This window comes from Acinetobacter amyesii, from assembly GCF_002018365.1.
GTDB lineage: Bacteria > Pseudomonadota > Gammaproteobacteria > Pseudomonadales > Moraxellaceae > Acinetobacter > Acinetobacter amyesii.
In genome coordinates this window covers 97,122-114,105 of the sequence record NZ_MVKX01000010.1, presented here as the reverse complement: position 1 = coordinate 114,105, position 16,984 = coordinate 97,122, and the positions used below count along the sequence as shown (strand labels likewise).

The following is a 16,984-nucleotide window of genomic DNA, read 5'->3' as shown; positions in this document are numbered from 1 at the left end:
TACATTGAAGCAACAATTGGCCGGTTTGGCAAAACCACAATAACAGGACACTTATTTACTATTCGTTGGAAAGTGAAGCAATTATTTAGGAGAAATGCCAGTGGCATCCACACAAAAAATTAGAAACAAACTCATGGGCAAACTGACGGAGTTGTTTCAGCTAGATCAGCCCGATCTGGACTTTGGTTTTTATCGCATTATGCAAGCCAAATCAGCGCAAGTTACATCATTCATTGATAAAGACCTCCTGAAGATCATTGAAGACGCTTTTGGGCAGGTGGATGAGAATAGAAAGGCTGAGTTACAAGCAAATATTCAGAAAGAAATTGAAGCCGCAAAAGAATATGGTGTTGCTGACCCTGAAAACTCACCAAAAGTATTGGCTGCCAAAGCTAAATACGATTCCCTAAAAGATGGTGCTAACGCAGAAGCTGATGTGTATGACCATTTATATCGTTTTTTTGAACGCTACTACGATCAGGGGGATTTTATTTCGCGTCGTTACTATGCCCGCGAAAATGCCGGTAAAGCAGCGCCGTTTGCCATTCCTTATAACGGAGAAGAAGTTAAGTTGCATTGGGCCAATGCCGATCAATATTACGTGAAAACGGCAGAGTACTTTACGAATTTTACATTCGACCTGGCCAAGGCAAAGGAAGTATTAGACAACCAACAATCTTTGTCTCCGCTAGACATTCCGGCTAGTCTGAAAGTGCATTTCCGAATTGTTGATGTTAGCGAAGGTGAGCATGGCAATGTGAAAGCCGCAGAGGATAAAAAGCGTTTTTTCATTCTGCACGAGGAAAACCCCATTGAGTTAAACGATGCTGATGAGCTGGTTATTAATTTTGAATACAAAGCGCTACCCGGTGGGAGTAATGATGTTGATGCCGATACAGAAAAGGCGTTAAAAATTAAATTCGGAAAGAGTCTGAATAAAGGTGATATGCCAAATCTGGCTATTGCCGAAAGGATCATTACGGCAGCTGGTGCAATAGAAAAAGCCAAAAATTATCTTGAGGTAATGGGGCTCCTTGCACCGACAGAAAAAATCAAAAATCGCCCACTATTAGCGAAGTACATCAATCAATATACCGCCCGCAACACCTGCGATTATTTTATTCATAAAGATCTTTCTGGCTTCCTTAAGCGAGAGCTGGATTTTTATATTAAAAACGAGGTGATGCATCTGGATGATATTGAAAATGCCGATGCTCCCGCCGTAGAAAACTATCTGGCCAAGCTCAAAGTAATCCGCAAAATTGCTACCAAGCTGATAGACTTTCTTGCCCAGCTGGAAAACTTTCAGAAAAAGCTCTGGCTGAAAAAGAAGTTTATTACCCAAACCAATTACTGCATAACGCTGGATCGAGTTCCCGAAGAGCTTTACGAAGAAATTGCGGCTAACGATGCACAGCGTGAAGAGTGGGTAAAACTTTTTGCTATTGATGAAATAAGTGCTACCGATGGCGATTTGATTGAGGGAGATATTCCGGGTTATTCCATTCCACTGACGGTTGAATTTCTGAAAGCCAATGAAAAATTGGTATTGGACACTGCATTTTATAGCAGTGACTTTAAGGCAAGGTTGATTGCTTCAATCGAAAATTTTGATGAGCAGTGCAATGGACTGCTGATTAATTCGGAAAATTTTCAGGCGCTGAATCTTCTGCAGGAGCGGTATCGGGCGCAGGTGGGATGTGTCTATATAGATCCGCCATATAATACAGGTAGCGATGGATTTGCTTATAAAGATAATTATAAAAGCTCTTCTTGGAATTCAATGTTTTATCAGCTTACTTTTTTGCAGGCGCCTCTTTTGAATAAGGGGTGCCCATTTATGATTAGTTTGGATGAAAACCAGATCGATGAGGCAAAATATATAATTAAAGAGAATATGCATTTAATTAATACAGTGTCAGTTAAGACAAAAGTATCAGGTGTATCTGGATCCCATCATGGGAAATCATTAAAAAACTCTCTAGAATATTTGGTGCTTGCTACAAATTCAGAAAGGGAATTTAAGCTTTCAGAAAGTGTTTACGATCTGTTTGAGTTGATGGCTTATATTCAGGAAATGGAAGATGAAGGAAGAAGCTGGAAATATACACAAGTAATTACATCTTTCGGAGAGAAAACTGAAGTAGCAGAATTTAAAGATGGATATGGTCAATTAATTAAGATATACAAACATACTGGCCACACATTTAAGTCAATTCAACAGATTGCAAAAGAAGAGTTTAATGGTGATTTGAGGGAAGCTTATTATAAATATCTAGATAAAATATTTGATACGCAGCCAGCGCAATCCTCAATAAGAACTAAAGTGATTGAAAATAGTCATGCTATTGATTCAGATTTAATAAGTATCTCCTATGTTCCTACTAGCGGTAGAAATAAAGGTAGGCTAATTGACCAATTTTACCGAGGGGCTGCACGAAGGCTAATTACTTGGCTTAGTGATATTACCCTCACAGATAATGGTGTGATTTATAAAAAAGATAACGCGGGTAATTTGTGGGGTAACATAAGTTACAATAATCTTAAAATGGAAGGAGATACGGCTTTTCCTAATGGTAAAAAGCCTCTGGCATTAATAGTTAAAAGTATAAGCTTGAGTGAAAATAGCGACGGAATTACTCTGGATTACTTTGCTGGTTCTGGCACCACCGGTCACGCTGTTATTAACCTCAACCGGGATGATCAAGGCAAGCGTAAATTCATACTCGTTGAAATGGGGGATTACTTCAACAATGTAACTAAACCCCGTATTTCCAAGGTTATATACGCCTCCGATTGGAAAAACGGTAAACCAACTAGCCGTAACACCGGTATTTCTCAGTGCTTCAAGTACATCCGTCTGGAATCTTACGAAGACACTCTGAATAACCTAGTGTTTGATGGCAATCCTGTTCGTGATAAGGCCATTGAGAATAATCCATCTCTCAAAGAAGACTACATGCTCCGCTATCTACTGGATGTGGAAACCCGTGGCAGTCAAAGCTTACTGAATATCGATGCATTTGCAGACCCAACGGCCTATTCCCTTGTCGTCAAAAAAACGGGTAGCGATGAACAGGTCACAAGAAATATCGACCTAATTGAAACCTTTAATTACCTGCTCGGCTTGCGCCTTGAACACATGGCGGCACCGCAAAATTTTACCGCCAGCTTTACCCGTAAGCCCGATTCGGAATTGCCGGAAGACCAGCACACAAAATTGGTTGTGGATGGAAAAATACAGCAGGCTACCGATGGCAAATGGTGGTTCCGTAAATTGGAAGGCTGGGTGCCTGCCGATCCTATGAATCCGAATAACGGCAAGAAAGAAAAGGTGTTGATTGTGTGGCGTAAGCTCACTGGCAATTTGGAAGAAGATAACCTGATGCTGGATGAGTGGTTTAGAAAGTATCGGATATCCAGCCGCGAGTCGGCGGAGTTTGATGTTATCTATGTGAATGGCTCCAACAACCTGCCCAATCTCAAAAAGGATGAAGAGCGCTGGAAAGTACGCCTTATAGAAGAGAGCTTCCATAAGCTGATGTGGGCAGTTGAGGGAGAGGCTTAATGGCGAAGGCAAAAGCAAAATCTCAAGCGCTAAAACAGCATAAGTTCAGAGATAAGCTGTTACTAAACCAATGGCTGCTCACTTTGTTCGGCATTGATCCGCTCGATAAGGACGCCAAAATGCGCCCCTTTCACCAATTGGCAGAGCCTATTCGTGACCCGAGGCTAGAAGGGCTGGATAAAGATAACCTGCACCATTTTTACCACACACTAACAGCAAGCAAGCTATTTGTAGGTACTCGTTCTGCACTGACTAAAGCTCAGTTGCTGGCCTATGAGGAGAATATCGTCCATTACACGCAAGCGATCAATGCCAAGCGTCATCGCCCCGTGGTCTGGAAGTATTATCAGTGGCTTTCACTATTATTTGTTGAGATTTATCTCGACCGTTATTTCAGTAACCGCGAGTCCTTGCTTGCGGCATTGAACGAATACGTTGACCGCTTTAATAAGCATTGGCCAGATTATGCGGATATGGATTTTTTCAATGAAGATGAGCTAAATAAACTCTCATTGCAGAATGCCACCGGCTCCGGCAAAACACTGCTCATGCATGTTAACTACCTGCAATATAAGCATTACGCTAAAAAATACGGCCGAGAGAAAGAGCTATCCCGAGCGATTCTTATGTCACCCAACGAGCGGTTGAGCGAACAGCATATTGCCGAATTTTCAGAGAGCAATATTGCGGCTAACCGGCTTGAAATAAAGCAGCAAACCACAGCTCAAATTGATGTTGTGGAAATTACCAAGCTGGGCGATAAAGAAGGCCCAAATACCATAGCAACACGCAGCCTTGGTGATCAAAACCTTCTGCTTGTTGATGAGGGCCACCGCGGTCTTTCAGGAAAAAATGCCAAAGCCGATGAAAACGCATGGTTTAAAAACCGTGCCATGCTGTGTGAAAAAGGCTTCACCTTCGAATACTCCGCTACCTTTGATCAAGCGGTATCCGGTACAGGGCACGAAGACGATTATGCAAAAACCATTGTGTTTGATTACTCATACCGCTGGTTTTATGAAGATGGTTTTGGAAAAGATTACCAGATCCTAAACCTGCCAAATTCCTTTCAGGAAACCAAGGCGATCTATTTAACCGCCTGCTTGCTTAAGTTTTATCAGCAACTTGATATATACGAAGAAAAAAGCCAGGTTTTGCAGCCATTTAACATAGAGAAGCCATTATGGGTATTTGTCGGGAGTACGGTAACCGGTGGCAAGCTGGGAAAAGATGAACAAATTGTCGCAACCGATGTGGCACAAATCATTGCGTTTATCGCCGATTTTCTCTCAAATAAAGAAAACGCCTGTAGGCGTATGCAACAAATTTTACTCGGTAAAGGGCAGGATACCGGGCTGCTGGACAATAACGGTGTTGATATTTTTGAAGGTTCATTTACATGGCTGGCTAAGGCAATAAATACAGGGATCTCCTATGAAGACCTCTACAAAAATATTTTGAAGCGCCTGTTCAATACCAGTAGTGGCGGCCACTTAGCGCTTGATCGCGTAAAAGGCGAATCCGGCGAAATTGCTCTGCGGGTTGGTACATCAGAAATACCTTTCGGGTTGATTAACGTTGGTGATGCCAAAGCGCTTGCTGATCACATTGAAGGTGTAGCCAAACAGGATGGTCTGTCACTTGTGGTAGCGGATAGCGATTTTTCGGAAGCAACATTCGATACGGTTAAGGATTCATCATCACCCGTTAACCTGCTTATTGGTTCAAAGAAGTTTGTCGAGGGCTGGGATTGTTGGCGAGTCAGCACTCTCGGTTTGATGCACGTTGGTAAAAGCGAAGGTGCGCAGATTATTCAGCTTTTTGGACGTGGCGTTCGGCTGAAAGGATACGAATGGAGTCTCAAACGAAGTGGTCACAGCTATGCACCAACAATTCCTCAATATATCGAGGAACTCGAAACGCTAAACGTATTCGGTGTGGAAGCCGATTTTATGGAGAAATTCCGTCAATTCCTTGCTGATGAAGGTTTGCCCGGCAACGAGCGGCGGCGCGTATTTACCATACCGCTAAACGTTACCTATGACTTCGGCAAGAAGCTTCAGATTATCCGCCCAAAACGTAAGGCGGATGACGGAAAAGAATATGACTTTAAAAAAGATGCGCCAGTCCCCACTCTTGGTCAGCTTACCAAGTACCTTGAACTTCATCCGGTGGTATCAGATTGGTATCCGCGCATTCAATCCATTCACTCAAAGCAAACGAGCGATGCGGCCAAAAAAGATGATGTGAAGTTGGAAGATAAACATATTGCGCTACTGAATTTCGATCAATTGTATTTTGAACTTGAGCAGTTCAAGCGCGAGCGTAGTTGGTACAACTTAAACATTGATAAAGCAGGCATTAAAAAACTGCTTTCTGATAACGCATGGTATAGCCTCTTTCTGCCCACAGACCGATTGGCGCCAGTAAATTTTGCTGGTGTTTCTTTGTTGCAACAGGTAGCCACTGAATTACTTAAGCGGTTTGCAGAGCACTATTACAATTATTGTAAGCGCTCATTTATCGAGCCTCGCTTAGAGTTAAGAGAACTCACACCACAAGATGACAATATCCCCCAGGAAGAGTTTTATCAGCTTATCGTTGATGGTAGTGAGGAACAGGTAATTCTTGCCATTGAAACGCTCAAAAAAGAACTCGAAGACAACAAAAAAACGCTGTTAAAAGCCGGCGACTTGCAAGCCTGTAAATTTGGAATGCATTTATTTCAACCGCTTTTCCATATCAAGAAAGGCGGAAAAATTACCGTTCTTCCAGTGGCTTTAAATGAAAGCGAATTTCAGTTTGTGACTGACCTTAAAGAGTGGGCAGAAGTAAATGCTCAGCAGCTTCAAAAAAATGGAGCGGAACTCTTTTTGCTGCGCAATCAGAGTCGCGGCAAAGGTGTCGGTTTTTTTGAGGCGGGAAATTTTCACCCCGACTTTATTCTGTGGATGATTGTTGGCGGCAAGCAATATGTCACCTTCATTGAGCCGCACGGCTTGCTCCATGAAGGCCCCGCGAGCGATAAAGTTTTGTTCCATAGCCGCATTAAAGATATTGAAAAGCGCTTTGCCAACCCTGATGTGGTTCTTAACAGTTTTATTTTATCGCCGACAAAATACGCGCAACTTCAATGGGGGATAGATAAACAGGAACTGGAAGACAAACACGTGCTGTTTATGGAAGATGGTGGGAACAGTTACCTTAGAAAAATGTTTGACCGGATTAATTAATCACAACCAGTGCGCAGGAATCTCTAGCTCAAATTGCTTCGCGGTATATTTGAGCATAGAGAATATCTCCTAGTAATTGCTTGCTAGAATATTGGGTTTAACAATTGTGAATAGTCGAATGGGGTGGTGACAAAAAACACTGAAATGTCACCACTTAAAATGGTAACCTATGGACAACTTGGAAATCGCCTACAATGCAGAGAAATTCAGGCCTAAAAACGTTGTCACCAGTGATGAATGTTACGGGTGAATGGGATCTGGAAATTTCCTTGTCATTGCTTATAAAGAGCTGCGTAAAATCGTAGCTCAAATTAATGAGCTACGTTATGAAAAGGGGGGGCGACTAATATTCCACTGACGAATTTCCGTAGTATTGAAATCAATAGTTTTCCTGGGCTTTGTTGCAAAAATCTCTGCTAAAGGCTTATTCAGCAATATACTTCCTAGATGAATAAGTCCGCACCTTAAATCTATCGCACAACCAACTAGTCCTACTACAATCAAGCTTTAATCAATCGAGGGAATCTCTCGATCTAGTTTGATCCTTATACTCAATGGTATGTCCATAGTGGTGTAATTGTATTATTTTTTACACCTAATTTACGCCATTGGATTTTTGTTTATTTGTAAATCATTGATATTTATTGGTTAATTGCATTCAATTGTCCAATCCATCATTGGCGCAACACTAATTCGTGGTTGAAGTTTATTTTCAATGGGTTGGAGATCAGTCATTAAAAAAACACGCCTTAAAAGAACAAGATGGAAGAACGAAATGGAAAATGGTGAAGAAATACCAAAAGCAGTCCGAAATACGATGAAAAAAACCGCATTTCAAGACGCGCGCAATATTAGCATAAATTGTGGTTTGGGGCATGGTCTTGCTAGTGTGGCGTATTCAAAGTCAGGCTAGAAAGAGTCGGAAGTGAGGCTTAAGTAATTTAAATTTTTATGTGATTAATCTATAATTTTATAAAATTTATTGTATGGTTTCTCAGCAGATTTAACTGCCTACCTATATGTCTTTATTTTCCCAATATCTATTGCAACGCCAGTTTTGTATCTCGTTAGAATATCTAACGACGCAAAAACCGCATCTCGTCCCAAAGACATTTGCGGGCTTTCCTGTGTGCATGACATTGGCTGACCGAGTACAAAGTGACACGGATATTGCTCCTTTGGAAGCATTGCATGACTACCCTCAAAGCATTGAAAAAATTCTGCATTATTCGGGGAAAGGTCGAGATATCTCAGATTTTCAAACTTTTCTGAAAGATGCTCAGCAGCACGGTGTAGAGAATTTACTCTTGCTCAGTGGTGATAAGTTGAAGCAGCATCAGGATGGGGCAAATGATCCGAGTTTACGGAGTCGTTATTTAGAGTCTGTGAATCAAGTCATGGCAGCCAAAGACTTTGGCGGGTTTTATTTAGGGGTGGCGTTTAATCCTTTTAAATATGCAGAAGCAGAAAAGGATGCGCAGTATTTTAAACTGAATAAAAAAATTCAAGCTGGCGCTGACTATGTGATTACACAGTTGGGCTTTGACATGGATGTGTTGAGCAGTTACCAACGCTATATGCAGCAATATTATCCACGTGTACCTGTATTGGCTTGTGTCATGCCGCTGACATTTGCCCGTGCCCGTTTTATGGCCAAGCAAAAAGTTGCAGGCATCGTGCTTTCAGCAGATGTATTAAATTTTTTGCAACAAGAACAGCAAACTGATGCCATACAAGCTGAACAAAATGTCTATGCCCGATGTGCCTTACAAATTTTAATGTGTCAGCAATTGGGCTATGCAGGGGTTCATTTATCGGCTTGTCATAAAGCGGAAGAACAAGAGAAGTTGCAAAAAGCAATTTTGCAATTTGCGAAATTAACGTATGAACAATGTTTAGCAAAATGGAAAATGCTTTGGCGCTCAAGTGTTGAGGTGAACTTCCAACCGACGGGAGCAAATAACCATAAGGCTCCAATTGAACAAGTTTTGAAATATAAAAGTATGCATGTTATGCATGAGTTATTTTTTAGTTCAAAACTGGCCAAAGGGGCGGGATCTTATATTTTTTCGGCCAAATTATGGCAAAAACCGAAAGCTGATGCAGCCTTGCTGCAAACAGAATTTATCAGTAAACATGGCATCGTGGGCTGTGAAAGTTGCGGACAATGTCGTTTAGGTGAAACCTTATATATTTGTCCTGAAACCTGCCCAAAAGGATTAGCCAATGGACCCTGTGGTGGCTCCAACCTTGACCGCTGTGAGTTTGAAGACCGTGAGTGCATACACTCGGTCAAAGCTCGGTTGGCGAAAGCCGTTGGTCAAGAAAAAATGCTGAAGCAAGAGCTCATCCCTACCGTTGCAATTGAAACTCGCCACAGTAGCTCTTGGAAAAACTGGTTTGTTCCACCGACTTCGTCACCAACAGAACAATAATTAACTTAAAGCATTATTTAGTCTAACCCTTCATAAATGTGAATTTTTAAAGTGTTAATCATTCTAAAAATCAGACGAATAGTCGTATAAAAAAATGAAAAAGATGAAAGAAACAATTAAGATCAACAGCAGATGAAAATCAAAAAATTAAAAATAGAAATGTGAAGAATTTGGGGAATACCACATGATGAAACAAACCTGCTTAGGATTAGCTTTAGTTTTCACATTGTCAGGAACAACAGGCTGTTCAGTTGTTATGGCAAGCAAGCAGCCGAGCAAGAAAAATACCGAAATGATTCAACGCGGCCTGTCTCGTAACTTGGTGATTGCTGAATTTGGCGCACCGATCACCTCTGAATATAAAAATGGCAAACGCCATGAAATTTATACCTTTACCCAAGGTTATTCGACTGCAAGTAAAGTGGGACGTGCGTTTTGGCATGGTGCGGCAGATGTGGCGACTGTGGGTTTATGGGAACTTTTAGGAACACCTGCCGAATCCGTTTTTAACGGAAAGAAAATGTCTTATGAATTGATTTTTGATGAAAATGATCAGTTAGAACGTTATACCTATCTCACACAAGATGAGACCAAATAGTTGAATACAGAGATATTTTTATTGCATGCCGGTAAACAATTGCGCTAAGTTCAAATGGTAGAAAAATAAACGAATTATCCATTGGAATTTAGCAGGCATGATGCTACTTGAAGAAATATTCAAAAGTAAAAAGTCGGAACATACCGACCAATTTAATTTACGCATTCATCGAGGTTTAAGTTGGCTGAAAAAGTCGATTGATCTTCAAGATGACCTCGATTTGCAATTTATCAGTTTATGGGTGTCCTTCAACGCAATATACGCGCAAGACTTACAGATTGCGCAGGACAAGCAAAGCTTAAGGCAGTTTTTATATGTGATTTGCCAAAAGGATACAGAGCATAAAATCTATAATATTTTATGGGAGCGTTTTAGTCAGCCGATACGGTTATTTTTAGATAATCCCTATGTTTATCAGGGCTTTTGGGATTATCAAAATCAAAAAATTAGCCATGACGCATGCAAAGAGGGCCTGGCGCATGAAAAACAGAAAGTACTACGCGCGCTTAAAGAAAAAGATTCCGTTGATATTTTAATGGTGCTGTTCAATCGCATGTATACGCTACGCAATCAAATGGTTCATGGCGGCGCGACCTATAAAAGTTCGGTCAATCGGAAACAGCTTCAAGATGGCTGCACAATACTGTCGGCACTCTTACCGGTGTTTATGGTGATTCTTTTGGAAAATGCAGAAACCTTGGATTTAGGCAAACCCTTTTATCCCGTGGTGCAGGTCAGTTAATTTGCAAAAATAAAGCCACTTATTGTGGCTTTATTGCGGTGATGAATACTTCTCATTGTGGATATTTTAGTTGCCGCGAAGTATAGAGTTGATCGATCAATACAAAAAAACCAGCAGCAATGACTAAGGCAATCCCTGTCATGCAGGTGGTGGTCCAGCCGCCATGATGCCATGCAAATACGCCCAAAGCTGAACCACATGCACCACCGACAAAATAAAAAGTCATGTAAATTGAATTGATTCGAGAGCGTGCAATCGGGTTGAGTTGGAAAATAATATTTTGATTACAGCTATGTACCATTGCCAAACCTAGGTTGATTAAACCATAGCCCAAAATATAAAAGGCAAGTGATGATCCACCCAAATACAGCAGTCCCCAACTGAGGGCTAAGATGCTGCAACCGAGCCAGGTTAATTTTCGGTTGAAACCTAAATCCGCCCAACGCCCAATCCATTGTGTCGATAGGGCACCAAACACACCAACTAACGTTACAACACCGACCCAAACATCTGCCAAATGAAAAGGTGGCTCAGTCAGTAACATGGCAATTGTGGAAAACAGCATACTCATCGCAGCAAAGACACAGCCCCCAATCAGAGATCGGAAAATTAACCGTGGCTCATGTTTGAGTAATGCGCCCATTGACTGGAAAACTTGGCTGTAGGGCATCCGTGTGATGCTAACCACGGGCAGACGCTTCTTGAGTAAGACGGCTAATACCAACATCAAGAGCGCACTGAGGATGTAAATCGATTTCCAATGAAACAGATAGGACAATAAGCCAGAGAGACTGGTTGATAACAGAATGCCGACCAATAGCCCACTCATTAAAAAGCCAACAACAGCCCCAATTTTTTCAGGTCGTATCGCAACAGTGACCAAAGGGATGAGGACCTGAGCAGCCACTGAAAATAGCCCGGTGATAATGGTTCCTGCCCAAAGCATGTATAGATTGGTCGAAAAAGCACAGAGGGCTAAACCGACAGTCGCACCAAGCATGAGTAATGGAATAAATTTGGCTTTATTCACAATATCGCCAATCGGCACAATAAACAGTAGACCCAAAGCATAAGAAATTTGCGCAAAGGTGACGGTTAGCGCCACTTCAGATTGTGGAATTTGAAAGCTTTGTTGGATAGAGGCCACTAAAGGTTGGCAATAATAATTGGCACCCGCACACAAACCACATGCAGCAGCCATAAGCCACAATAGGGTTTTATCATGGCTAATGTCGATCGAGGCTTTCATAAATTGTCCAGATTTTGGGCGGAAGCGTATGCAAAGAATTTGCTGCCACGCTGTTGTGGTCACTATAAGGAAAATCAAACCGGTCTTAAAGTGTTTCTCTGTGAATAGTATCCACGTACGCGTTTAGGATTTCTTACTGAGACTGATCATTAAGACACCCAACATATTCAGACCACAACCGACCCATTGCCATAGGTTTAAGTGTTCATTCAGTAAAGCGACGGCCAGTAAAATCGTTAAAATGGGCCCGATAGAGGCAATCATGGCCGATTGTGCAGCCCCCAGTCGGACGATACTTTGCATCATCAAAATAGTTGGAAGCACGGTAACCAATAGCCCTAGCGCTAAACCATATAGCCAGACTTGATACGGAAGTTGTTGAAGCAAGGCAATGGGCTGCGGTGTTGCAAATAGAAAATGAATAATCGTCCCAACGCAGGCTATGCTCAGGGCTAGACCAGTAAAGTGTAAAGAACCAAACTTTTGCATGAGGCCTGGCGTGAGTAATAAATAAATCGCAAATAACACGGCGCTGGCAAAAACCAAACTACATCCGAGCCAAAAGTACTGATCATGTGGTGTGGCATTTTGTTCTTGTAGCATCACTAACACTGTTCCGCCATAACTTAAAATCAGGGCAAGGATGGTTTTAAAACTCAGTGGCTTTTTGAATAAAACAGCGGAAGCCAGTACGGTTAATGTGGGGTATAAAAAAAGAATAATCCGTTCAAGCGAAGCACTGATATACATCAAGCCACGGAAGTCGAGCCAGCTCGAAAAGTAATAGCCGATTAAACCTGAAATGAGCAAGAGCACCCAATCTTTTCGTTGAATCGTTTGATAAGAACGTCGACTCAGCCATGCAATGACCAAGAAAAACGGCAATGCACTCATCATGCGTAAAGCCATGAGGACTGTGGCATCGACAAGAGGAGAAAGTGCATAGGCTTGCTTAATAAAAATCGCTTTGGTACTAAACAAGAAGGCAGCAATCAGCGCAAAAATTGCACCGATGAAGTGCGGACTAAGATTTCTTGACATAAGTTAAGGTATGCCTCATGACGACTGAATGAATTCGACAGCATTGTTCCGATAAGTTTGAACTGTCATTTTGATTATAAAAAATGCATCGTGTGAGTAAAAATGCAAAAAAAGAATAGTACTTATTCCTTTATGCATAAGGGATTGCTAGATCAAACATGAAAAACAGCGGAAGAAATGACCAATTTGGTTTTGAAATTTTTAATCTCAACATGACTCGGCAGGTCAAATATATCAGGCTGAAACATTTAAGGTGAAAATTGCACATAAATGGTGCAATAGTGTTTTTTAGGGATAGAAAGTCAGTAGCGATATCATGATGCTAAATATTCAAAAAATTATTTTTTTAGCTAAAAAAGTCAATTCTAAGACTTAAGGCGAAGCATCAGGTGGGGAGGGCAAGATCTCAATAAACCCGAAAAGTGCACAAAAATTCATCGGACATTCAAGCTGACCGATTTGACGAGACTGTGTTAGAAATAAGTCAGTTTTCAACACCAGTCAGCACGTCAAAACTGTCAAATGAGTCAACGAGCTGATGCAGTCTAAATGAAAGAGTGGCTTTACCTGACTTAAGTCGATTTTTCACGACACGTTCAGGTTATTGTGTGTTGAATGAAAATGTCACAATGATCAACGCAGTGAAACAATTTGCACTAAAACTAGCGAGATTATTTATGTTTTTGGTCTTAAGTAATATTAAAAAGTTATAAATAGGATAAAAATGAGTAATAAATCGACAAATAAAACTGAATAAATGAAATATCGCACCATTCTTTTCATGAATCATGAGTTCAAAATATGGGTATTTATTAAATAAATATTGGGTAGTATTTTAAAAAAGTTCAATTAGAATCCAAAAATTGTACAAAAACACATCCTGAGGGGAGACATCGCGGATTGCGATGTTTACTTAAGAAAAATTAGCTTGAGGAACGCTCATGCAGATCGGAATTCCAGCCGAAACTGTTGTCGGTGAAAATCGCGTCGCTGCGACGCCTGAAACAGTAAAGAAGTTGATCAGCGCTGGTCATAGCGTTGTTATTGAACGTGGAGCAGGGGTAAACGCTGCTTACATCGATAGCGCCTATGAACAAGTTGGTGCCAAAATTACGGATGATGCCTATACCGGTAGTCAAATGATTTTGAAAGTTCGTGCGCCTAAAGGTGACGAAATTCAAAAACTCACAGCGGGTACCACCGTTGTTGGGATGTTTGACCCTTACCGCAACACCGAACTTGACCAATTTGCGTCACAAAACGTGTCTGCATTTGCATTGGAACTTTTGCCACGAACCCTATCTCGTGCGCAAAACATGGACGTACTTTCATCTCAAGCCAACCTTTCAGGTTATAAATCTGTGCTTTTGGCTGCGGCAGAATATCAACGTATGTTCCCAATGCTGATGACAGCAGCAGGTACAGTAAAACCTGCACGTGTTGTGATCATGGGCGTAGGTGTCGCAGGCTTACAAGCCATTGCAACAGCGAAACGTTTAGGTGCCGTAGTTGAAGCAACTGACTTACGTCCTACAGCACGTGACCAAGTTGAATCTTTGGGTGGTAAATGGTTAGACGTACCAATGTCACCAGAAGAGCAACAAAAAGCAGCTGATGCTGCGAAAAATGGTTATGGCTGGATGCCGGGTGAAGACTACATTCGTGACCAAGCGATTATTGTTGATAAAGCCGTATCGAATGCTGACATCGTGATTACGACTGCATTATTGCCGGGTCGTGATGCACCACGTTTAATCAAAGCAGAAACCGTTGCCAAAATGAAACCGGGCTCAATCATTTTAGATATGGCGGTTGAAACTGGCGGTAACGTTGAAGGTTCTGTCTGCGGCGAAAATGTTGTGACTGCCAATGGTGTAAAAATTCTTGGTATTCCAAATATTCCTTCAACAGTTTCGACTGAAGCGTCGGCACTGTACGCACGTAACGTTTTGAATTTCATTGAAACCATGTTTGATAGCGAAAAGAACTTCGCGATTAACCCTGAAGAAGAAATTCAAAAAGCACTACTTGTCACTCATGGCGGCCAAGTGCTGCTGAAACGTGGTTAAGGAGAATCATCATGGTTGAAACGATTACTATTTTTGTCTTGGCAATCTTTGTTGGTTACTACGTGGTTTGGGGGGTAACACCTGCACTACATACACCATTAATGGCTGTAACCAATGCGTTGTCATCGATCATTATCGTTGGTGCGATGATTCAAACCGTTGGTATCCCAGGTATTGTGGATGCAAGCGTACAGTTCCAAAGCATTAACGTGGTGAGTATTTTAGGTGCGATTGCCGTTTTCCTTGCAAGTATCAACATTTTTGGTGGCTTTGCGGTGACTGCACGTATGCTAGAAATGTTCAAACCTAAGCAAAAGAAAAAAGAGGGTTAATCCATGGAATTCATTAAAGAATATGCGGATTGGTTCTACCTGATTGGTGCCGTTCTTTTTATCTTAACGTTGCGTGGTTTGTCTGGTCCAAAAACTGCGATTCAAGGTAACCGTTACGGCATGATCGCAATGGCGATTGCTGTAATCACCACATTCTTTGTCGCAGATCATCCAGTGATTTGGATGATTGTGGGTGCAATGGTGTTGGGTGCAGTCGTTGGTATTGCACGTGCAAAAACAGTTCCAATGACGCAAATGCCTGAAACTGTGGCACTGATGCACTCATTGGTTGGTTTGGCTGCGGTACTGATTGCGATCGCTGCGATTCTGCATAACAACCAATTGACTGCAGCATTTGCGGAGAATGAAGCGGTATTAACAGCTGCGGGTGTAGAACATGCCCACATGAGCAAAGTTCATTTATTTGAATTGTTTGTAGGTTGTTTCGTTGGTGCGATTACCTTCACAGCGTCGGTATTTGCTTACGGTAAATTGGCTGCGAAGAAATGGGCAAAAACCATTTCAGGTGGATGGGTAAAACCTGTTCAAGCTTTAATTTTCCTTGCGATGTTGGCGTGTGGTATCTACTTCTTCACTACAGGCAACATGAACGCATTCTGGGCAATGACTGTTCTCGCACTTGCATTTGGTTGGGTATGGATTGCGCCAGTAGGCGGTGGCGATATGCCAGTGGTGGTATCACTACTGAACTCGTTCTCAGGCTGGGCAGCAGCAGGGATTGGTTTCACGCTTGAAAATAACATGCTGATTGTTGCAGGTTCACTGGTTGGTTCATCAGGTGCGATTCTGTCTTACATCATGTGTAAAGCCATGAACCGTTCAATCATCAACGTTTTGTTTGGTGGTGCAATGGGTGGTACAGCAGTAGCTGCAGCGGATAATGGTGAAAAAGCACAGCGTAATCACCGTTCAGGTTCTGCAGACGATGCTGGCTTCTTGATGTCAAATGCGGACAGCGTGGTGATCGTGCCGGGTTATGGTATGGCGCAAGGTCGTGCACAAAATGCCGTGAAAGAATTGTGTGAAATCTTAAAAGAGCAAGGTGTAAAAGTTCGTTTTGCGATTCACCCAGTGGCAGGTCGTATGCCGGGTCATATGAACGTACTTTTAGCTGAAGCTGACGTTGCATATGAAGACATTCTTGAAATGGACGAGATCAACTCAGACTTCCCTGCAACAGATGTAGTACTGGTGATTGGTGCGAATGACGTTGTGAACCCAGCGGCAAAAGACGATCCAAGTTCCCCAATTTACGGCATGCCAATCCTTGAAGCACATAAAGCACGAACCATTATGGTCATCAAACGCTCTATGGCTACAGGCTACGCAGGTCTAGATAATGACTTGTTCTATAATGATAAAACGATGATGATCTTCGGTGATGCGAAGAAAGTTGTGGAAGATATGACAAAAGCCATTAATGGCGGCGGTCATTAATCCATATTGCCAAAGTCCCGCTGTGATAAAGCGGGATTGAGGAAGATTTAAACCACCTTCGGGTGGTTTTTTGTTTTCTTCGCTTTTATTTTCTTGGCTTTTGATTAATGGATGCCTCACACTAAAAGTGCACAAATATTTAGCGCATCAGGTGCTTGAATCAAATTGATGCGCTGTTTTGTTTCATTAAATTCGATCTCAGTGATTCAAAATATTGTCGCGAACTTGTTTTGTGACGCAATGCATTGAAAAATAATTA

The 16,984-nt window shown here is 41.8% G+C and carries 10 protein-coding genes and 1 pseudogene; 9 read left to right on the top strand and 2 right to left on the bottom strand.

Features of this window, described 5'->3' with window-relative positions:
- Window positions 1-100: 100 nt before the first annotated feature.
- The 6 genes and pseudogenes from B1202_RS14375 (at window position 101) to B1202_RS14355 (ending at window position 10,576) form a co-directional block, all read left to right on the top strand.
- Complete coding sequence (locus tag B1202_RS14375) at window positions 101-3,568, top strand: DNA methyltransferase (RefSeq protein ID WP_171262665.1); 3,468 nt, start codon at window positions 101-103, stop codon at window positions 3,566-3,568.
- Window positions 3,568-6,801, top strand: a complete 3,234-nt coding sequence (locus B1202_RS14370; RefSeq protein WP_078191293.1) for a DEAD/DEAH box helicase family protein — start codon at window positions 3,568-3,570, stop codon at window positions 6,799-6,801. Before B1202_RS14375 ends, B1202_RS14370 begins: the two co-directional genes overlap by 1 nt.
- Window positions 6,802-7,054: 253 nt before the next feature.
- Window positions 7,055-7,144: pseudogene (locus B1202_RS16745) on the top strand (DNA methyltransferase); the annotation flags it as partial.
- A gap of 676 nt (window positions 7,145-7,820) precedes the next feature.
- Window positions 7,821-9,236, top strand: coding sequence for a methylenetetrahydrofolate reductase C-terminal domain-containing protein (locus B1202_RS14365; protein ID WP_078191292.1), 1,416 nt, complete (start codon window positions 7,821-7,823; stop codon window positions 9,234-9,236).
- Window positions 9,237-9,423: 187 nt separating this feature from the next.
- A complete protein-coding gene (locus tag B1202_RS14360; protein WP_078191327.1) occupies window positions 9,424-9,834 on the top strand; it encodes a hypothetical protein in 411 nt (136 codons plus the stop codon).
- A gap of 97 nt (window positions 9,835-9,931) precedes the next feature.
- Window positions 9,932-10,576 (top strand): HEPN domain-containing protein, encoded by a 645-nt coding sequence (locus B1202_RS14355; RefSeq protein WP_078191291.1) that lies wholly within the window; start codon window positions 9,932-9,934, stop codon window positions 10,574-10,576.
- Between the two features lie 52 nt (window positions 10,577-10,628).
- On the opposite strand, the gene B1202_RS14350 is transcribed toward B1202_RS14355, so the two are convergent.
- Together B1202_RS14350 and B1202_RS14345 are read right to left on the bottom strand one after the other, a co-directional pair.
- Window positions 10,629-11,825, bottom strand: a complete 1,197-nt coding sequence (locus B1202_RS14350; protein WP_078191290.1) for an MFS transporter — start codon at window positions 11,823-11,825, stop codon at window positions 10,629-10,631.
- 123 nt (window positions 11,826-11,948) lie between these two features.
- On the bottom strand, window positions 11,949-12,866 hold the full coding sequence (locus B1202_RS14345; RefSeq protein WP_078191289.1) for a DMT family transporter: 918 nt from the start codon (window positions 12,864-12,866) through the stop codon (window positions 11,949-11,951).
- Between the two features lie 941 nt (window positions 12,867-13,807).
- Here B1202_RS14345 and B1202_RS14335 point away from each other — a divergent pair.
- From B1202_RS14335 to B1202_RS14325, 3 genes are read left to right on the top strand one after another with little or no spacing between them, the layout of a single operon-like run.
- Window positions 13,808-14,935, top strand: a complete 1,128-nt coding sequence (locus B1202_RS14335) for a Re/Si-specific NAD(P)(+) transhydrogenase subunit alpha (protein ID WP_078191288.1) — start codon at window positions 13,808-13,810, stop codon at window positions 14,933-14,935.
- 11 nt (window positions 14,936-14,946) lie between these two features.
- Window positions 14,947-15,267: a proton-translocating transhydrogenase family protein gene (locus B1202_RS14330; RefSeq protein WP_078191287.1), complete on the top strand. Its 321-nt coding sequence runs from the start codon at window positions 14,947-14,949 to the stop codon at window positions 15,265-15,267.
- A 3-nt stretch (window positions 15,268-15,270) separates the two neighbouring features.
- Entirely contained in the window at window positions 15,271-16,725 is a 1,455-nt protein-coding gene (locus B1202_RS14325; RefSeq protein ID WP_078191286.1) for an NAD(P)(+) transhydrogenase (Re/Si-specific) subunit beta, read from the top strand.
- Window positions 16,726-16,984: the final 259 nt, after the last annotated feature.